Annotated in this window: 13 protein-coding genes; 12 read left to right on the top strand and 1 reads right to left on the bottom strand. The window is 70.1% G+C overall.

What is annotated here, in order from left to right; all coding sequences use genetic code 11:
- Positions 1-77 precede the first annotated feature (77 nt).
- The 6 genes from AB8P05_RS19320 to AB8P05_RS19295 are packed head-to-tail and all read left to right on the top strand — an operon-like array spanning position 78 to position 8,529.
- Complete coding sequence (locus AB8P05_RS19320) at positions 78-2,129, top strand: protein kinase domain-containing protein (protein WP_472760482.1); 2,052 nt, start codon at positions 78-80, stop codon at positions 2,127-2,129.
- A gap of 30 nt (positions 2,130-2,159) precedes the next feature.
- Positions 2,160-2,969: a serine/threonine-protein kinase gene (locus tag AB8P05_RS19315; protein ID WP_472760481.1), complete on the top strand. Its 810-nt coding sequence runs from the start codon at positions 2,160-2,162 to the stop codon at positions 2,967-2,969.
- Positions 2,966-4,039 carry a hypothetical protein gene (locus AB8P05_RS19310; protein ID WP_472760480.1) on the top strand — a complete coding sequence of 358 codons (1,074 nt, stop codon included), beginning with the start codon at positions 2,966-2,968 and terminating at the stop codon, positions 4,037-4,039. The genes AB8P05_RS19315 and AB8P05_RS19310 overlap by 4 nt, the downstream gene beginning before the upstream one ends.
- Positions 4,015-5,994 carry a DEAD/DEAH box helicase gene (locus AB8P05_RS19305; protein ID WP_472760479.1) on the top strand — a complete coding sequence of 660 codons (1,980 nt, stop codon included), beginning with the start codon at positions 4,015-4,017 and terminating at the stop codon, positions 5,992-5,994. Before AB8P05_RS19310 ends, AB8P05_RS19305 begins: the two co-directional genes overlap by 25 nt.
- Positions 5,995-6,001: 7 nt before the next feature.
- Positions 6,002-7,261 carry a hypothetical protein gene (locus AB8P05_RS19300; protein WP_472760478.1) on the top strand — a complete coding sequence of 420 codons (1,260 nt, stop codon included), beginning with the start codon at positions 6,002-6,004 and terminating at the stop codon, positions 7,259-7,261.
- Positions 7,258-8,529: a hypothetical protein gene (locus AB8P05_RS19295; RefSeq protein WP_472760477.1), complete on the top strand. Its 1,272-nt coding sequence runs from the start codon at positions 7,258-7,260 to the stop codon at positions 8,527-8,529. The genes AB8P05_RS19300 and AB8P05_RS19295 overlap by 4 nt, the downstream gene beginning before the upstream one ends.
- Before the next feature lie 248 nt (positions 8,530-8,777).
- Here AB8P05_RS19295 and AB8P05_RS19290 read toward each other — a convergent pair whose 3' ends face one another.
- On the bottom strand, positions 8,778-9,401 hold the full coding sequence (locus AB8P05_RS19290) for a glutathione S-transferase family protein (RefSeq protein WP_472760476.1): 624 nt from the start codon (positions 9,399-9,401) through the stop codon (positions 8,778-8,780).
- 327 nt (positions 9,402-9,728) lie between these two features.
- On the opposite strand from AB8P05_RS19290, the gene AB8P05_RS19285 reads away from it, so the two are divergent.
- The 6 genes from AB8P05_RS19285 to AB8P05_RS19260 all read left to right on the top strand — a co-directional run bounded on the left by AB8P05_RS19285 (position 9,729) and on the right by AB8P05_RS19260 (position 19,175).
- On the top strand, positions 9,729-10,118 hold the full coding sequence (locus AB8P05_RS19285; RefSeq protein WP_455174074.1) for a response regulator: 390 nt from the start codon (positions 9,729-9,731) through the stop codon (positions 10,116-10,118).
- A 120-nt stretch (positions 10,119-10,238) separates the two neighbouring features.
- Positions 10,239-11,192: an NAD-dependent epimerase/dehydratase family protein gene (locus tag AB8P05_RS19280; RefSeq protein WP_472760475.1), complete on the top strand. Its 954-nt coding sequence runs from the start codon at positions 10,239-10,241 to the stop codon at positions 11,190-11,192.
- A 206-nt stretch (positions 11,193-11,398) separates the two neighbouring features.
- Positions 11,399-12,130: an endo alpha-1,4 polygalactosaminidase gene (locus tag AB8P05_RS19275; protein WP_472760698.1), complete on the top strand. Its 732-nt coding sequence runs from the start codon at positions 11,399-11,401 to the stop codon at positions 12,128-12,130.
- Positions 12,127-14,409, top strand: coding sequence for a polysaccharide deacetylase family protein (locus AB8P05_RS19270; RefSeq protein ID WP_472760474.1), 2,283 nt, complete (start codon positions 12,127-12,129; stop codon positions 14,407-14,409). Before AB8P05_RS19275 ends, AB8P05_RS19270 begins: the two co-directional genes overlap by 4 nt.
- Before the next feature lie 7 nt (positions 14,410-14,416).
- Complete coding sequence (locus tag AB8P05_RS19265; RefSeq protein ID WP_472760473.1) at positions 14,417-17,410, top strand: tetratricopeptide repeat protein; 2,994 nt, start codon at positions 14,417-14,419, stop codon at positions 17,408-17,410.
- A 367-nt stretch (positions 17,411-17,777) separates the two neighbouring features.
- Positions 17,778-19,175, top strand: coding sequence for a tetratricopeptide repeat protein (locus AB8P05_RS19260; protein WP_472760472.1), 1,398 nt, complete (start codon positions 17,778-17,780; stop codon positions 19,173-19,175).
- The last annotated feature ends 26 nt before the right edge of the window (positions 19,176-19,201 follow it).

Genomic DNA, 19,201 nt, shown 5'->3' with positions numbered 1-19,201 from the left:
CGTGGAAACGATCTGGAGAGCTGTTTCAACTTATGATAGGGGTTGTGCAGAGCCGTTCTTAAACAAACGTTGGCTGCATGCTGCACTTCAAGGATTTCCTTCCCGCCGCCCCTCCACCCGATGCCGCCGACCGCGTGTTCATTCGGCACGATCAGGGCTTTGCCGCGGTGATCGATGGCGTTTCCGGATGCTCCTATCCGAAGCTGGCGGCGGACATGTGCGTCGAGGTGCTGGAGTCGCTCGGTTCGGAGACCCGCGACATCCCGCTCGAGGCAATCCTGGACCGCATGCACGAACGCCTGCGGAGCTTCAGCACGGCCCGGCTCATGGCCGTCGCCGCCTTGGTCCGGGCGGTCGGTGACGGGTACGAGGTCGCCACGGTCGGCAACCTTGCGCTGGTCGACGCCTCCAACCCAAAGCGCGCCCGGCTCGCCATCGAAGCGACCACCCAGCCGCTCTCCGCCCTCGGCCAGGATGGCGCTCCGCGCATCGTTACATGCACCCTGCCGATGCCCAAGGACGGCTTCCATGTGCTGGCGACGGATGGCCTGCATCCGCAACGCCTTGCCCATGCGGTCGCGCAGCATGGGGAATCGGCGACCAACGCGGACTGGCGTGCGCTCGGCGAGCGGGTGTGCACGGATTCGGACTGGAGCTTCCTCGTCTTTCCTTTCGAGCGCCGTCTGCACTTCCAGCGCGACCACTGGCCCTACGACCCCTTCGTCGGGGTGCAGGAAGGTCACGACCATGAGCGGCGCGGTCTTGCGGAGTTGGCGGACGCGCTGTTCCGCTCGAACCGCTATCCGGGTTTCCGCATCCTCGGCAGCATGACCGTGGACCGCGCTCGCGCGTCGTATCTCGCCGACGGCGTGCTCGTCATCCCCGAAGGCCTCGTGCTCCTCGAACTGAAGGACCATTGGGGGCGGATCGAGATCCCGCTGGAATCCGGCGCCGGCATGCGGACGCACCGCCGCGAGCCGGAATCCAATCCGGTGTATAAGCTCAAGAAGGCGCTGCGCCACATCAGCGGTTGGGTGCCGGACCTGCCGCTGGAGCCCTGGCAGCGCAAGATGGCCGCGGTGGTCTTCACCAACCCCGGGGCCCAGGTCTTCGGAGTCCGCGCCTCCGGGCAGATCGATGCCGCGCCGCTGATCTCCGGCGAGGTGATGGTGGCCGGCACCGCACGTTTCCCGGCGCTTCTCGCCGACTTTCTCAAACCGTTCCGGACCCAGTCGAAAGGGGGCCGCGTCCGTCTTCTCTCGCCCGCGGAGATCGAAGAGGTGGCCGGGCGGCTGGCCGCCGGGCAGGAGGAGGAGGCCGAGGATCCGGAAGCGTGGCGCATCGGATCATACAGCTTCGACCGCAAGCCGGCCCAGGAGACGGGATACCACGCGCTGCACACCGGACGGTCGAACCGCGGCAAGCCCGTTCTGCTGAAGCATTACCGCCTCAAGAGCCTGATGCGCGGCGACCGGGACGCTGCACTGGCCGCTCTTGGCCGGGAGGCGGAGATCCTCAGCGAACTGCCGCAGGATCCCCGCCTCGAGCGCCTGTTGGGGCACGGTGAGGACGGTGATGCCTACTATGTCATTCTCGAGGCCGTGCAGGCACCCGACCTCGATCAGTGGCTGGCCGGCGACCCGCCGCGGGCCGAACGGCTCGCGATCCTGCGGGATCTGGCCGAGCTGCTTGCGCTCCTCGCCGAAGCCGACGTCGTCCACCGCGGCATCACGCCGAAGAGCTTGCGGGTACGCGACGGACGCCCCGTGCTGACCGGCTTCGAACTCGCCCGGCTCGACAGCGTGGCGACGCTGCTGGTCGACGCCCGGCGGCTCTTCGACCAGCAGTATCAGGCGCGCGAGGTGTTCGTCGGCGGCAGCCTGGGGCCGGCGACCGACAGCTACAGCCTGGGTGCGCTGGCCATCCGCATGCTGGCCGGCACGCTGCCCTTCCGCGATTTCCAGGAACTCGCCGTTCGGCGCGGCAAGCCGGGCTTCTGGGAGAAGGTCGCCGCCGGCATGACGCTGCCGCCGTCCGCCGCGGCCGACGTCAAGCAGCTGCTGTCTCCCGACCCGATCCAACGGCCGACCGGCCGCGCCCTCGTCGATCTGATCTCGGGCTGGAGCTGAGGCGATGGCGCGGGCACCCGGACACACACCATGCTGACGGTCAGTCTCGACCTTCGCCTCGACATCCTTGCCGAGGTTTATCCCATGGCGGACACCGGCCGCGCGCTCTTCAAGGTGCGCAGCAGCCTGGACGGCCTCACCTATGCCTTGAAGCAGTTCAGCCTGGAGCGGAACGACGGAGGGGCGATCCGCCGGGAGATGGCGGCGCTCAACCGCCAGCTCAACCATCCGGAACGCTTTCCGCGATACCGTGCCTACTTCGAGAAGGACGGCTTCGGCTTTCTGCTGCTGGACTGGATGGATGGCACGCCGCTGTCCGGCGCGGTTTCCGCGGCACCGGTCCGCGGACCCGCCGAAGCCGCTGCGCGCGTCGAGATCCTGCGGCACATCTGCGAGGCCTTGAGCTGGGTGCATCGCGCACGGCACCTCCATCGCGACTTGAAGCCCCAGAACATCCTGCTGCGCGATCCGCGCGATCCCCGCAAAGGCGTGGCGCTGATCGACTTCGGCCTCGCCCTGGAGCGCCGCGGCGGTCTGGAGGGCACGCCCGGCTACGCCGCGCCTGAACAGACCGACCGGCCGGACTTCCCCCTCGACCAGCGGACCGACCTGTTCGCCGTCGGTGCTATCGCCTGGTGGCTGATGACGGGTCAGGAATTCCGCTATTTCGGCGACGGCGACGGGTGGTCCGGCGTCGGCCCCGGAACCTTGTGTGCGCTCGCGCCCGGCGTCACACCCGCGTTGGAGGCCGTCATTCTGCGGGCGCTCGCCTATCGTCCGGATCGGAGGCCGCGTTCCGCGCAGGAGTTGAAGGCGCAGCTGGCCGGAGCCCGGTCATGACTGCCGACCGGCTGTCCTTCTGGGATCCTGCATCGCTGGTGACGCTTCCGGGCGCTCTCCCCATCCTGCTGCCGCGCAACGCCGCCGATTTCCGCGGGCGCTGGCCGGGCGCGACCGTTCCCAGCCTCGACCAGCTTGCCGCGGAACTTGCGCAGGCGACGACGTGCTGCGTGCGCTGCCGGCCCGCCCGCGAGGGTGGCCGCACCTTCGTCGACATCCTCACCGGACGCCTTCTCATCTCCGCCTGGGTGCCCGACGGGGAAGCGCCGAAGCTGATCCTCACCAAGGCCGGCGTGAAGCCGGCCCTGGGCGGTGACAAGTCCGGCATCCTGGCAGCCGGCGGGCGGGTACGGGTGCAGGGTGTCGAGCTGGTGAGCGGCACCGCGTTGCGCCAGCGGTTCGAGGAGCGTGCCGACGCCTACCGGTCGGGCGACTATGTCCGCTGGATCCTCAATGCCCCTCCGGCCTCCGCCGGCGGCGGTACGGTTGACGAGGACGGCGATGGCGAAGGCGAGGCCGGGTTCGACGCCGAAATCGGGGAATCGGGAGTGGCATGGGCGGCCGACCTTCTCCGCCAGGTGACGGACATTGCCCACGAGCTGGAGGATGAGGAACTCAGGGCCGAGCCGCCCTTCCAGTATGTGGCGCGGCGGGCCGAAGCGCATCGTGGAAATGTCCAGCAACAGTTCCGCCTGACCCTGCCGGAAGCCGACCACCGCCGGCTGATCGAGCGGAAGGCCGCCATGCTGGAACGCATGGACATGGCGAGCGGCGATACGCTGCAGATGCAGGTGCGGGATCTGGATGCCGGAGCGGGCGAGATCATCGTCTCGGTGCCGCGCCAGATCGATGCGGCGGCGCTCCCTGCGACGGGGGAACTGCGCCTCGCCAATCCGCCGGTCCTCAGGCGGGTCCGGGAACAGGTCATCGACCGTCTGGCCACGGGGCAGGCGGCGAACCGCTGGCTCCTTCCCCTGTTGGGGGAGAGCACCCGTTTCCTTCCTTCCACGCTCCCGCGGTCGAACCGCCTCCCAGCGCGACGCCCATGCCGTCGCAGCAGGAGGCGATGAACCGGGCCGCCGGCAGCCCGGACGTCTTCCTCGTGCTCGGACCGCCGGGGACCGGCAAGACCACGGTCATTCTCGCCTGGGTCAGGCATCTGGTGGCCGAGGGCAAGCGCATTCTCGTCACGTCGCAGAACAACAAGGCGGTCGACAATGTGCTGGAGCGCCTCGCGCGCGATCCCGCCACCACCTGCGTTCGCCTCGGGCAGGAACACAAGGTCTCGACCGCGGTCCAGCCCTTTCTGATCGACAATTGCGCGGCGACCTTGCAGAAGCGGCTGCTGACCGATGTCGAGACGGTCCTTGCCGACCTCGATGCGGCGGCAGCCTGGGCCGAACAGGCGCCGGCTGCCATCGCGCGGCAGAACACCGCGCTTGCGGAACTGGCAGCTGTGGAACGCAGGCAGGAAGACGCCCGTTCGGCGTTGTCCCGGATCGGCGCCGACCTTCGGCAGGCCAGGGAGACCGCGGCTGCGGCCGGCACCGAGTACGAAGAGCAGCGCAAGGCTCTGAACGACCTTCTGGTCCGGCAGCAGGAGGCCGCCTCCGCCGGCGGCTGGCGTGCGCCCTTCGCCCGCGTCGGCGGACTCTGGGCCACTATGAAGGAACTGTTCGCCACCAAGTCGCTTTCGGCTGCGGAAGAGCGCAAGCGCTTGGCCGACCAGGCCGTGGCCGCGGCGCAGTCGCGGCTGGGCAACCTGCAGGCCGATGTCGACGCGCTGGCCGGTCAAGCCGCGTCGGCGCGCGCCCGGTTCCGCTCGCAGCTGCCGCCCATCCCGGACTCGTCCTTGCCGCCCCGCTTTCGCCCCTGGGAGACGCTGAACGTCGAGGCGCTGCGGTTCGGCGCGCGGGAGCGGCTGCTGGAGGATGCGCGACGCCTTGCCGATCTCCGCCTGCTGGTCGGGCGCTGGCAGAACGCCGTCGCCGAGAGCCGGCAGGAAACCCTCTATCCCCAGCTCATCGCCGACGTCGACGTGGTGGGGGCGACCTGCATCGGAATCCATACCAGCGCCGCCTTCCGTGACGTGCAGTTCGACGTTGTGATCGCCGACGAGTCGGGACAGATCCAGGTCCAGGATCTGATCGTGCCCCTGTCGCGCGCGCCGAAGGCGATTTTGGTGGGCGACCACAAGCAGCTGCCGCCCATCGTCAAGCCGGAATTCCGCGACGCCCTGACGGCCCGCTACGTCGAGGACGACGGGCTCATGAACGTAAGCTGGTTCGAGCATCTGTGGGGGCGCGTGCCGGACGACCGCAAGGCGGTTCTGGACACCCAGTTCCGCTGTCCCGCCGTCATCAGCGACTTCATCTCGTCCAGCTTCTACGAGGGCCGCTATCATGCCGGTCCCGGCATGGCGGCGACACCGCTGTGCGGTGCCTTCACCTCGCCGCTGGTGCTGGTCGACACCAGCCTGCACCCGCGCCGCGGCGAAAGCTCCCGACGGGCCGGCGCCAGGACGGAGGTGCTCGGCAATCGTCTGGAAACGGAGCTGGCCGTCTCGCTGCTGGACCGGGTTCTGGCGGAAAGACCGGACGTCGCCATGGATGGCGAGGTCGGCATCATCGCGCCGTACAAGAGCCACGTCGAGGAGATCCGCCGCGCGCTCGACCAGGCACGGGCCGGCGGAGGGCCGATCGCCGAACTGACCTTGCCGGCCCGCGACGTGGTGGCCAGCGTCGACAGCTTCCAGGGACAGGAGCGCAAGCTGATCATCGTGACGCTGACCAGGGCGAACCCGGCCGGCGTCATCGGCTTCCTGTCCGACTGGCGCCGTCTCAACGTGGCGATGACGCGGACCAGGCATCAGCTCGTGCTGATCGCCGACATGGCGACGATGACGAGGCGGCGGAAAGACCCCGTGGCGAAGGAGGAAGCCTTCCGCTCGGCAATGGAAGGGCTGCGCACGCACGCGCGCAGGCACGGACAGTTCATCGATGCCCGTACCCTGACGGGCGAGTAGGTCACGCATGCAGCCAAGGCGATTCATCCCCTTCGACCGCTTCGTCGTTCCCGCCGTCGCCGCCGGAGCCCGTCCGCTTCTGATCGGCCGGGTCCTGTACCCGGTGATCGAGGTCCAGGTCGTTCTCCGCGAGCGCTCGCGGGGGGACATGTCGGAGATCGAACTGGCGTTCCTCGCCGTCATCGCCGCCGGCATCGACCGGACGGAAGATCTCCACGCGCTGCTGGCGGTGCGGGAACGGTTCGCGGGTCAGCTCCTCGACCGGCTGGAAGGGCTGGGGCTCATTGACGCTGCCGGCACGGAGCTGCGGACGACGGAACTCGGGGACCTGTCGCTGCGCGAAGGCGCGCTGGTCAAGGATGTCGAGCGGGCGCTGCTCGTCTGTGGATTGACCGGACATCTGCTGCCGCGCGAGGTGCACGATCTTCCCCGGCTTGCGCCGGAGAAGGCCGCGTCGAACCTTTTCGGGCGGCGCTTCCTGGAACCGCGGGACGGAGTTCCGAACCGGATCCTGTCGTTGCCGCTGGACGCGATGCGGAACGAAGGCGGACGCGAAGCCCTGGCCCGCTTCGGCATTCCGGACGAGGCCGTCGCCATCAATTCGGTGGGCGACGGCATCGGCAGATTCGTCGAGGGCGGCCTCGTGCTGGCGGCGGACCCCGGAGGCGGCTGGATGGGGGAACTCCGCCTGGGCTCCGCCACCGCTCTCGCCCTGGATGGCATGCTCGACCTGCTGGTCCCGGAGGTGGACATCGCGCTGGCTCAGAGCCACGACGCAAGGGATCGGCTGGCCCAAGCCCTTGCCGCGCATGGCGTCGCCCTGGAGGGCGCGCCGTCCGTTTCCGAGCGGCGCGGCATCGAGGCGCGGGTGACGGCTCTGGCGCCGCCGAAGCCGTTGACCCTTCAGGGCCGGTCCTGGCTCTCCCGCCTCGGCACGCCGGATCAGCCTGCGCTTCCCATCTGGGAGTTCCGGGCCACCGGACCGGACGACCGCCGCCGTGACATGTTGGACGGGGCCTGCATGTATCTTTCAACGGACGAGCCTGCGCTGTGCCGCGATGCCCGCGCCCTGCGCATCGCCGGTGAGGCGGCCGATCGCTGGTATGCCACGCCGCGCGCCAAGCGTGCCGCGACTGTGGGGGCCGACATGTGCGATGCCCTGGAGGCCGCCGGCTACGAGCCCGGACGGGTTCGGGTTCTGGCCGAACGCCATGGGGACGGACAGGTTCTCCGGCATCTCGACGAGGTGGAGCTGATCGACTCATGACCATTGCCGATTCCCTGCCCGAGGAGGCGCGGTTCCGCCTCGCCGCCTGGCTGCTCGTGCCCGTCCGGACCGGGCTTCCGGCTGGAGCCGCCGCACCGCCGGCCGGCTGGACCGGCCTCGCCGACGGTGCGGCCGGCCCGATATGGGGCACTCCGGACGATCAGGCGCGCTTCTTCCTCGGCGGGCTGCGCCGCAGGTTGGGCCTCGACCATGGGCGGCGCTGGAGAATGGAAGCGGTGCCGCCGACGAAGTTGCGCTGTGGGGACAAGTCGGCGGCCCTGCGGATTGCCGATCTGCTGGCGCTGGACGATTGGGGATTCCTGTTGCTCCGCGTCGAAGTTGCCGGGCTGTTGACGGCCGACGAGGTGCTGCGCTTCAACCGCGCCCTGCCGGCCTGGATTCCGCGAACCGTATCCGAACATCTTCCGGACTGGCACGTCGGCGACGGCGTGATGCCGCTGAGCGGTGTCGTGCGCCGGCTGCTGCCGATGGGCGTGGAACCGGCGGAGGAACTGGACTGGTTCGGCCATGACGTGCCCCTGATCCTGATGGTGACGCGGGACGCCGCGGACGGTGTCGAGCCCGACGCCTTGACGGCGGCCCTGCTTGCCGGACTTCCGCCTGCACGCCCGGACTACACCCTTGCGGCGCCGGAACGGGATCGGCTGGTCGGGAACACCATGGCGGTCTGGCGGAACTGGCTGGTCGGCCAGCACGGCGCCCGCACGCTGTTCTATGCCGCAGGCGAAACGCCGCTGACGGTCAACATCGACCGCTACTACCATCTGCTGGTCGTGCTGACGGCGCATCAGCAGGTCCGATTGTGGGATTTCATGGAGCGGCTTGCCGGCCTCCCCGACGCCGGCATCGGCAGCGAGGGTCTCGACCTTCGCCGTGAGCTGGCCGAGTTCCGCCGGATCTACATGCCGCCGAAGGCGTCCACCTACCCGATCGGGGATCGGCTGTACCGCTTCTTCATGGATCGGGCGGCCGTGGAGGAGCTGGCGTCGACAATCAACCGCGACATCGCCGAACGGGACAAGGTCGAGCAGCTCATGGGCCAGCGACGGGAATCGGCGATCCTGACGGCGCTGACGGCCATCGCGTCCCTCGCCGTGCCGGCCACCACCGTAGCGACGATCCTCCAGCTTGACCTGGAGAAGCTCGGAAGTCCGCTCAATTTCTGGGGACCTGCTACGATTGCCACCGCGCTGGCGGTCGGTATCGTGGTCGTGTCGTGGCTTCGGTCAGGTGCTCCCAAACGGTAGGGCGCACATCAGATGTCTGGCGGAGCCAGACTGAACTGATCCGGTGACGAACCCTTCCAGCGGCGTGATTCGCGCAAACCGCCCAACATCCCCACACCGGGGTCACCAAACCGGGACGGGATCAGTCCGGCAGCAGGCACCTCGACGGGATCGAGGGCCTGCCGCTCCGGATCACCACGTCAACCCGTTGCCCTGGTAACCGTCGTCCGGTTCAGGCGGCGGTACCGGGTCAGCCGGGATCCGATCCTTCAGCACTCCGCATCCGCCGAGGGCATCAGCTCATACTGCGGCCTGTAGCCCGGCTGTGCGCGGATGCGGTCGGCCCAGGCCTGGACGTTGGGGTAGTCCTTCGCCTCGATGGCGGATTCGTTCAGAAGGTCGATCCAGGGGAAGGCGAAGATGTCGGCGATGGTCAGCCGCTCGCTCTGGATGAAGTCATGGCCGGCCAGATGGTCGTCGAACAGCTTCATGCCGCTGGCCGCGGAACTGTCGATCCAGGGCAGGGCGTTGGCGTCGCCGTTGAACTTGCGCACGGCGCGGGCGCGCTGGACCGGCAGAAGCACGTCGGCCAGCCAGCTCAGCCATTCGGCGATGCGCAGCTTCTCGATCTCGTCGCGGCCGCCGAACCGGCCGGTCTGCTCGGCCAGATAGGTCAGGATCACGCTGGATTCGGAGATCGAGCGGTCGCCATGCACCAGCGTCGGCACCCGGCCGAAGCGGTTGATCGCCTGGTATTCCGGCGACTTCTGCTGGCCGCTGCGCAGATCGACATGCCGGTACTGGAACGGGATGCCGGCCAGCCGGAAGAACAGCGCCACGCGGGTCGCGGGCTGGGAATTCACATTGCCGTAGAGAATGAAGGGCGCTGTCACGATGCTCTGTCTCCCTGGTTCTCGGAGCCGGACGATCCTGCGGAAAATCGATCTCCGGCTTTGCCGGGAGGATGGCCCCAACCGGCCCGGTCACGCCAGTGGAAAGCGCAGCCCTACTATTCGTGGGATTACTGATACTGGTTTCATACAATATCCGTTGCCAACCCCTTCCGAATGGCTGTGGCCCGCTTGACCGGCGAAACCAAAAGCCGTAGACACATGAATAAATGTGAAATGCCGCGTGGATATGCCGTGTGCGGTCCTGCGCGCCGGTCGGCGCCGCATGGCCGGCCTTGCAGCGCGCGGAACCAAGGTCCGGATGGCGAGATGGTGGACACGGTCGAAAAGACGCGGACGATCCTGGTGGTCGAGGACAATGTGCTGATGCGCAAGCTCTTCGTCCGCTGCCTGGAGGAAGGCGGCTTCGCCGTGGTCGAGGCGTCGGATGCCACCTCGGTGCTGGCGATGATGCGCGAGATGGCCCCGGACCTGGTGGTGATGGACATCGTCATGCCCGGCCTGTCGGGGCTGGAGCTGATCAAGCAGATCCGCGCCGACGGCGACCTCTCCGCGACGCCGGTGCTGGCGGTGACCAACCTCGCCACCCCCGCCGACAAGCGCCGGCTGGCCGAAGCCGGTTTCGACGGCCATGTCTCCAAACCGATCAAGCCCAAGGAATTCCAGGCCGCCGTCGCCGGCTTCCTGACTGCCGCCTGACCGTCGTCCGATCGGGTGCGGCCGCCCAACTCCCGGAATTTTCGCAGCGGCGCCAGATCCGGCGCTCCTGCCCTCGCGTAGAAACCACCATACGACGCATAAGCGAAGGGAGCCGCAGCGATGGCGCGATATCTGGTCACCGGCGGTTGCGGCTTCATCGGCTCGCACCTGATCGAGCGGCTGCTGGCCGCCGGGCACGAGGTCCGGGTTCTGGACGACCTGTCGACCGGCAAGCGCGAGAACCTGCCCGGGGACGTGCCGGTTACGGTCGGTGATGTCGCCGACGCCGCGGCGGTGGAATCGGCGATGGCCGGCCCCGACGGCAAAGGCGTGGACGGCTGTTTCCATCTGGCCGCCGTCGCTTCCGTCGACCGCTCGCGCGAGGCTTGGCTGGAAACCCACCATGCCAACCTGTCCGGCACCATCGCGGTGTTCGACGCCGCCCGCCGCGCCAATGCGAAGGGGCCTGTGCCGGTGGTCTACGCCTCCTCCGCCGCGGTCTATGGCGACAACCCGGCCATGCCGCTGACAGAGGACGCGGCGACCCGCCCGCTGTCGGCCTACGGCGCCGACAAGCTGGGCTGCGAACTGCATGCGCGGGTGGCCGACATCGTCCATGGCGTGCCGACCACCGGTTTCCGCTTCTTCAACGTCTTTGGCCCGCGCCAGGACCCGAAATCGCCCTATTCCGGCGTCATTTCCATCTTCGCCGGCCGGATCGTGCGGGGGGAGCCGATCACCATCAACGGCGACGGCGAACAGGTCCGCGATTTTATCTTTGTAAAGGACTTGGTGCGATACCTGACGGCGGCGATGGACAACTCAAGGTCTGGCCCAAGGTCCGGCGCTCCGGTCTTCAACGTCTGCACCGGCCGACCGACCTCGGTGAACCGGCTGGCGGAGGTGCTGGCGGAGCTGTCGGGCCGGCCGCTCGACCGCCGGCATGGACCGGCGCGGCCGGGCGACATCCGGGTGTCCATCGGCGATCCGTCGCGCCTCGTCGCCGCCTTCGGCATGAGCTGCGACACGCCATTGGAGGACGGGCTGCGCGAGACGCTGGCGTGGCTGGGCTGACCGTTCAACTCGGGTAGCGTCGGGAAGGGTTCGGGTGGCGTGATCGGTGGTCTGATCGGGCGGCGGGCTGTCGCCGCTGGGCTGGTTTCGGGTGCGGCGTCTCTGGCGTTGCCCAACCGCCCCTTGCGGGCCGCCGAAACCGGCCGGGCTTCAGCTTCGCCGTCCTCTTTGCCCCCTGGGCGGTCTATTACGCCGATGCCGCCCCGCTGTCGGCCTTCCAGCCCTACCGGCTGCTGGTTCTGGACAGCCGCACCCATCCGCCGCTCCAGCCGCTGGCCGACCGCGGCAAGACCCTGTTCGGTTATCTGAGCGTGGGTGAGGTGGAGACGCACCGCCCCTGGTTCGGCCGGGTGAAGAGCTGGGGCATCCTGGACCAGGAGAACCCCAACTGGCCCGGCAGCTTCTATGTCGACGTCCGCGACCGCCGCTGGGTCACGCTGGTGGTGGAGGAACTGGTGCCGGCCATCCTGCGCGAGGGCTTCCACGGCGTCTTCCTCGACACGCTCGACAACCCGCCGCATCTGGAACGCACCGAACCCAAACGCTGGCGCGGCATGACCGACGCCGCGGCGGCGCTGGTGCGGGCGATCCGCCGCAACTGGCCGGACATCGGCCTGATGCAGAACCGCGCCTACGAGATCCTGCCGCAGACGGCACCGCTGCTGAGCCATGTGCTGGGGGAGAGCGTCTATGCCGGCTGGGATTTCGCCGCCAAGCGCCCGCACCGGCAGAGTGCGGAGGATTACCGGTTCCAGGTGGAGGCGCTGAAGGCCGCCGGCGCATCGAACCCGCGGCTCGGCCTGCTCACGCTGGATTACTGGGACCCGGCCGACAAGGCGGGCGTCCGGGGGATCTACGATCTGCAACGGGCCAATGGCTTCTCGCCCTATGTGTCCACGGTCGAACTCGACCGCCTGATTCCGGAGCCGACCCGGTGAGACGCGCCGCCAAAGCGACAGTGGCGGTGGTGTCGGCGGCGTTGGCGCTCGGCCAGCTGCTGCCGTGGGTCGCGCCTGCCATGGCGGCCGGCGCACAGTCGGTGGCCGCAGCCGTTCGGCAGGAGGTGCCGCGCACCATCCTGGCCCTGGTGGACTTGCGCGAGGAGGACACGATCCGCCTCAGCCGCATCCACACCATGGCGGAACTTCCGCTCAATCATCTGGGCCTGTCGGTCGTCTATTGGAACGTCGCCGACGGCCTGCCCGACCTGTCGCGCTATCCGGGCCTGCGCGGCGTCGTCACCTGGTTCGCGGGCGAGCCCTTCGCCGATGTCGGCGCCTACATCGACTGGGCGGGACGGGCGATGGACCGCGGTGTCCGCTTCGCCGTGCTGGGCCAGCCGGGGGTGCGGCAGGAGAGCGGCGGCCGGCCGGTGCCGCTGGCGCTCGCCAACCGCTTCTTCGCCCGCTTCGGGCTGCGCGACGACGACGGTTATTCCGACCTGACCTATCGGTCGAAGCCGGCGCTGGCCGACGGCATGATCGGCTTCGAGCGGCCGCTGTCGGGCGTGCTGCCCGGCTATCCGCTGTTCCGCAAGACCGATGCGCGCGCAACGTCCCATCTGGTGATGCGGCGGGCCGACGATCCGGCCAGCGACAGCCATCTGGTGGTGACCGGTCCGGCCGGCGGGCTGGTCGCCGAAGGCTATGGCCGCTATTTCGATGCCGAGTACAACCGGCGCCAATGGATCGTCGATCCCTTCGCCTTTTTCGGCGATGCCTTCGCCACCGACGACCTGCCGAAGCCCGACGTCACCACCCTGTCGGGCCGGCGGCTCTATTTCAGCCACATCGACGGCGACGGCTGGCGCAACGTGACGGAGGTGGCGCCCCATGCCGCCAAGCGGACGCTGTCCGCCGACATGGTGCGCATCGCCGCCATCGAACCGTTCCCCGACCTGCCGGTGACCGTCGCCCCCATCGTCGGCGACCTCGACCCGACCTGGAACGGCACGCCGCAGTCGGTGGAGGCGGCCAAGAGGCTGTTCGCCCTGCCGCAGGTCGAACCGGCCAGCCACACCTGGACCCACCCCTTCCAGTGGGCCTTCTTCAAGGATTACAGCCGGCAGAAGGAAGCGCCGTTCCTCGACCGCGACGGCACCTACCGCCCGTCCAAGGGCGACGACCATGCGGCGGAGACGGCGGGCGAGGTGTCGGACATCGGCCGCTATGCCCTGCCGCGCGCCTATCTGCAGCAGCCCTTCGACCTGGACCAGGAGATCGGCGGCGCGCTGGACTATTTCACCCGGCTGGCGCCTGCCGGCAAGCGGGCGGTGCTGGTGCAGTGGTCGGGCGATACCTCCCCGTTCGAGGAGGTGCTGGCGGCGGTGCGCAAGGCGGGCGGCGTCAACATGAACGGCGGCGACGCCCGCTTCGACGCCGATTTCCCCTCCATCACCGGCCTGCCGCCCGTCGGCCTGCCGGTGGGGGCGGAGCGGCAGATCTACGCCGCCGGCAGCAACGAGAACACCTACACCGACCTGTGGACCAGCCGCTTCTACGGCTACCGTAATCTGGTCAACACCATGCGGCATGCCGGCAGTCCGATCCGGCTGAAGCCCTTCAACGTCTATTACCACATGTACAGCGGCCAGAAGGCGGCCAGCCTGAACGCGCTGGTCGGCGTGCTGACCGCCGCCCGTGGGCAGGAACTGGCGCCGGTCGCCGCCTCCACCTACGCCCGCATCGCCGAAGGTTTCTACACCGCCCGGTTCGAGCCGTTGGAGGGCGGGCGGCGCTGGCGCGTGCGCGACCGCGGGGCGCTGAACACGCTGCGTTTCGACCGGGCCAGCGCCACAGCGGTCGATTTCGCCCGCTCCACCGGGGTCATCGGCCAGCGCCACAGCCAGGGCAGCCTCTATGTCGCTCTCGACCCCGCTGTGGCGGAGCCGGTGGTGGCGCTGGCCGACATCGACCGCGCCGACCGCGATCCGCCCGCTCCCGTACCCTATCTGGTGGAGGGGCGCTGGGCCTTCTCTGCGTTGGCGGGGGAGGGGGCGGGCTTCCGCGTCGCCGCCACCGGCTATGGCGAGGGGGCCATGGTCTGGCGGGTTCCCCGTCCCGGACCCTGGACGGTCACGGCCGAACGCGACGGTGCCGTCCTGTGGGCCGGCAGCGCGACCGCCGATGACAACGGGCGGCTGGCGCTGACCGTTCCGGTGTCGGGCGTGGCGCCCCTGCTGCTGCGGCTTCGCCCCTCCGGCGGCGTGGCGGGGTAGAGCGGCGATGCGTGCGAACATCCTGGTCGTCCTGCTGGTGCTGATCGCGGGCATCGGCGCCAGCCTGCTGCTGATCCCGCGCGGCGGCGAGCTTGCCCTGCAAAAATTCCGCGACCGCGATTACGACAGCGCCCGCGCCGTCTATGAGGAGCGCTACGCCGCCGGCGACCGCGGCGGCGCCACGGTGATGCCGCTGACCCGCCTGTCGCTGGCCCAGGGCGACGTGGAGCGCGCCATCGCGCTGACCGAGGAGTTCGTCGCGGCCGAGCCGTCCTCCATCGAGGCGCGGGAACTGCTGAACCGCCTCTACCAGGACGCCCAGCGGCCGGGCGATTACCTGGAGAACCTGACGGTCCTGGCGGAGCTGCGGCAGAGCGCCGACCTCTACCGCGAACTGGCCTATGCCGCCGGCTTCCGCAACCGGATGGCGCTGAAGGCCGAGGCGCTAGCCCGCTACTGCGCGCTGGCGCCCGACGATGTCGAGGCCCAGCAGGAACTGGCGGCCTTGCTGGCGGCGCGCGGCGACCATGCCGGCGCGGTGGAGCGGCTTCTGCAGGCCGATGACCGCGCCCAGGGCAACATCGGCCCCGACAGCCGCGAACTGCTGATGAGCCTGCTGATCGACCTCGGCCGGGCGGAGGATGCCTTCGGCCGCGCCCGCCGCTGGCTGGGTGAGCGGCCGACCGTCGCCGCCATGATCGGTCTGGCGAGCCAACTCGCGGCGGCCTCCCGTCCGGACCTGGGCCTGCGGCTGATCGAGCCGCAGGTGACCGATAAAAAACCCGCGCTGGCGCTGGAGCTGACCTACATCGACCTGCTGATCGCCGCCGACCGCCGGGAGGAGGCGCGGAGCCGCCTGTCGGCGCTGTCCGGCCCGGTGGAGGATTCCCAGTTTGGCCGGCTGCTGGCGCTGGAGATGAGTGCCGGACAGGCGCGGGAGGCGTTGCGCGCCGCCAAGGGCCGCGACCTGCGTCTGGCGCCGGATTGGGTTCTGGCCGGGCTGGCCGAGACGGCTCTGCGCGACGGCGACCGCGCCTTTCTCGACCGCATGCACCGGGAACTGGGCGAGGGTTTCCTCGGCGATTATCCGGTGCTGGCGGCGAACATCGCGCTCGGCCGCGGCGATGCCGACGCTGCCGCGCGCTGGGCGGAACGCGGTCTGGCCGGGAGCGTGCTGACCCTGGGCGACCGGCTGGCCGCAATCCGCATTCTCGACCGTGCCGGCCGCCGCGCCGCCGCTGCAGCGGCCTTCGACCGGCTGGCACCGTCCGATGCCCTTCCAGAGGACCAGCTGCCCGACGACCAGCTGGAGGAGTTGGCGGCCCTGTTCATCGACCTGGACCGTGCGACCGCCGGTCTGGACTGGTTCGTCGCCCGCCGGCAGGCCAAGCCGTCTCCGGCGGCCGAGCAGGGCTGGGCGAGGCTGGCGGCCAAGGCGGGCGATCCTGTTGCCGTCGCCGACTGGCTGGCCGCCCGGCCGGTGCTGCCCGCCGCCCTGTTGCAGGACATCGCCGGCAGCGCCGCCGAACGGGCCGTTTCCGACCGGCGTGCCGCCCCGCTGGCTCTGGCCGCCGCACAGCGCGCCTTCGCGCTCGATCCCTCGCCGCGCAGCCGTCTGGCCGTCGCCGTCGCCCTGACCGCGACCGGGAAGCCGGCCGAGGCGCTGCCGCTGCTGGCCCCCCTGCTCGACCAGGGCGGTGCGGAGGTGGAGGCTGCCTACATCGCGGCGCTCGACGGCGCCGGCCGGTCGGAGGAGTTGGCCCGCCACCTGACCGCCAAGCTGGCGAAGGGCGGACTGACCGACGCGGAGGAGCAGGGCATCGCCTATCTGCTGCTCGACCACAAGGCCTATCGCGCCGCCCTGCCGTTGCTGCGGGTGCGGGCGGAACGGCTGGGCGCCGATTGGCTGGCCGCCTATGCCGATGCCGCCGCCAAGGCGAACGCGCTGCCCGAGCTTGCCGCCCTGCTGCAGCGGCAGGCCGCCGCCGCCCCGCTGGCGGAGGCGGAGGATTCCCTCTATCGCGACACGCTGGCGAAGCTGGGCCGTAAGGCCGACCTGCGCCGCTATCTGCTGGCCCGCGCCGGCGACGAACGCCTGCCGGTGGAGCGGCGGCGCGAACCGGCCTTTGCCCTGTTGGCTCTCGGCGACAAGGCGGGAGCGACGCAGGCCTTGCAGCGGCTGGCCGCCGGGCAGGGACCGCAGAGCGACGATTTCAGGCAGCTCGCTTATCTCTGGGGGCCGCGCCCGCCGGCCGCGGCGCTGGACTGGCTGGAGGCGCGGGCCAAGGCGGCGACCGGCCCGGCGGAGCAGGCGGCCTGGTACGACCGTCTGGCCGAACTCGGCGGCGGCGCCCGTGTCGCCGCCGGCCTTGCGACGCCGTCGGGTCCGCCGTCCCAGCCGGCGCTGAAGGCCCCCTACATCGAAGCGCTCGCCTCGGCCGGCAAGGGCAAGGAGCTGGCGGTTGCCGTGCGCGCCGCCCTGCGCGAGGAAACGGCACCCGACCGCCTGCGCCGCTATGCTCGCCTCGCCGAACAGACCGGCCAGCGCACCGCCGCCGCGGAAGCCTGGACGGCCCTTCTGGCGCAGAAGCCGGAGGATGCCGACGCGCTGCGCCAGCTGGGCATGCTGGCCTATGACGAGAACCGCCTCGCCGACGCCGAGCGCCTGCTGCGCCGCTACACCGCCCGCGGCCCCGACGATTACGAGGCGCATTACTTCCTGGGCGAGGCGCTGACCGCCCTCAAGCGCCCGGCCGCGGCAGCGCTCTTCTACCGCACCGCGCTGGCCCAGCTGCGCGCCCGCGGCGGCCGGGGCGATGCGGCGGTGCAGACGGAGGCGAACCTGCTGAACCGGCTGGGCAAGGTGGACGACGCCGTGGTCCTGTTCGAAGCCCTGCGCAAGCGCCGTCCCGGCGACCGGCAGCTGAAGGCGGACTATGCATCGATGCTGATCGAGAACGGACGACTGCCGGAGGCCCGCCGTGTCCTGGCTCTTCCGTAACCAATACCCGCGCTCTATCCCCTCTCCCCCCGGGGAGAGGGAGGGGCCCCGCGCCACCGGCGCGGGGAGGGTGAGGGGGATGCGTGGCGTGACTTCCCGAGAATCCTCCCCGCGCATCCCCCTCACCCTAACCCACTCCCCGCTTTCGGCGGACCGGAGGTCCGCCTGTCGCGTCAGCGCAAACGAAGTTTGCGCGTGAGCGGGGGAGAGGGGATTCCCACTGCTCGTTCTCGCCCTTCTCACCCTCCTCCTCGTCGCCACCCCCATCCATGCCCAGCCGGCGCCGTCGTCCGCCCGGGTCGAGACGGTTCGGGAGGACCGCGCCGCCCGCTTCGGCCTGGACTGGCCCGTCCCGGTCGCGACCGAGGTGGAGCGGCAGGGTCGCGAGATCGTGCTGCGCTTCAGCCGGCCGCTCGGCGACGTCGCGCTCGACCGCGTGCCGGAGCGGCTGGAGTCCTGGATCGACAACATCCTTTACGGGTACGACAGCGTCGTCCTGGTCCCGGCCGCCGGCGTCACGGCCGACATCGCGGCAAACCCCAGGGGCGTCACCGTCGCGCTCAGCCGCGCCCCCGCCGCCCGCCCGACGCCGCAGGCGATGGCGGCCGACCGTGCCGCGCAGCGCCGCATCGACTATTTCCGCGCGCTGGCGATGATGGAGGGCGGCGAGGTCCGGCCGGCGCGGGTGCTGCTGCGCGACCTGCTGGCGCAGGACCCGCGGGATGCCCAGTCCACCGCCCTGCTGGCCCAGGCGGAGGAGCGGCTCGGCCGCTGGCGCGAAGCGATCATGGCCTATGACGGGGCGCTGGAGCTGACGCCCGACGAACCGTCGCTGGTCCGGGGCAAGGCGCTGCTCCTGCACGCGAATGCCGACCGCGTCCGCCTCGACGTCGATTGGCAGCAGGTGCGCAACGCCGACATGCAGCGCATCGCCCGGCTCAGCGGCGTGCAGGAGTTTGGCCGCTCCACCAGCCTGATCTGGGCGCTTGAACGGCGCGAGGTGGATGTGGACGCCGCCCAGCGCGCCGATGGCCGGCAGGAGCCCTTCCACGGCGCGCGCTCCCGGCTGGAGGCCGGGCTGGTCCATGATTGGCCGGAGCTGCAGCGCTCCACCTTCACCTTCTACGCCGCGCCGCGGACGCTGGGCGCCGGCTACACCCATGGCTGGCGCGATGAGGAGTCGGAGACCCGCGCCGGTTTCGCCTGGAGCGAGCCCAACTTCGCCTTCCTGGAGGGCATTGTCGGCGGCGGCCGGCGCGACCGCCTGTTCCTGCAGCATGAGGAACGGTTGTCGGAGCGCTGGGCGCTGTCGCTCGGCGCCGGCTACAACCGCTATGGACTGGCCGGGGCCGCCGATCTGGCGCGCAGCGCCACGGTGGAGGGCTCCCTGCGCTACGTCCTGAACGCGGCCGGGCCGCTCGCCAGCGTCGCCTATGTGCTGGATGCCGAATATGTCGGCCATCGCGAGGAACGGCAGAACGCGGACGGACAGACCTATGTCCCGCTGCCGGCCGCGACGCGCGAGGTCCACGCGCTCCAGATCAATGTCGAGGACTATGTCACCGATTATGTCCGCTATGCGGCACAGCTCGGCTACGCCTACGACCGGCGCGGGCGCAGCGGCCCGCAGGGCGCGGTTTCCCTGGGTTGGGAGCCTGCGGACGGGCTGGAACTGGGGATTCGCGCCGCCCACGCCCGCTCCACCGCCCGCGGCACGGCCAGCGCGGTGAACAGCGCAGGTGTCACTCTGGTCTGGCGTTATTGACGGTGTGTCAACGTCTTCATGGTTAA

The sequence above is a fragment of the Azospirillum sp. VT-I1 genome, from assembly GCF_055698305.1.
The sequence above is the reverse complement of the archived record's forward strand: the minus strand, read 5'-3'. Positions and strand labels throughout refer to the sequence as shown.

What these genes read in the sequence shown, in the direction of transcription:
- AB8P05_RS19280 (WP_472760475.1), top strand. Translation starts at nt 10,239, where the DNA reads ATGGCGCGATATCTGGTCACCGGCGGTTGCGGCTTCATCGGCTCGCAC.
- AB8P05_RS19315 (WP_472760481.1), top strand. Translation starts at nt 2,160, where the DNA reads ATGCTGACGGTCAGTCTCGACCTTCGCCTCGACATCCTTGCCGAGGTT.
- AB8P05_RS19320 (WP_472760482.1), top strand. Translation starts at nt 78, where the DNA reads ATGCTGCACTTCAAGGATTTCCTTCCCGCCGCCCCTCCACCCGATGCC.
- AB8P05_RS19295 (WP_472760477.1), top strand. Translation starts at nt 7,258, where the DNA reads ATGACCATTGCCGATTCCCTGCCCGAGGAGGCGCGGTTCCGCCTCGCC.
- AB8P05_RS19310 (WP_472760480.1), top strand. Translation starts at nt 2,966, where the DNA reads ATGACTGCCGACCGGCTGTCCTTCTGGGATCCTGCATCGCTGGTGACG.
- AB8P05_RS19265 (WP_472760473.1), top strand. Translation starts at nt 14,417, where the DNA reads ATGCGTGCGAACATCCTGGTCGTCCTGCTGGTGCTGATCGCGGGCATC.
- AB8P05_RS19285 (WP_455174074.1), top strand. Translation starts at nt 9,729, where the DNA reads ATGGTGGACACGGTCGAAAAGACGCGGACGATCCTGGTGGTCGAGGAC.
- AB8P05_RS19300 (WP_472760478.1), top strand. Translation starts at nt 6,002, where the DNA reads ATGCAGCCAAGGCGATTCATCCCCTTCGACCGCTTCGTCGTTCCCGCC.
- AB8P05_RS19305 (WP_472760479.1), top strand. Translation starts at nt 4,015, where the DNA reads ATGCCGTCGCAGCAGGAGGCGATGAACCGGGCCGCCGGCAGCCCGGAC.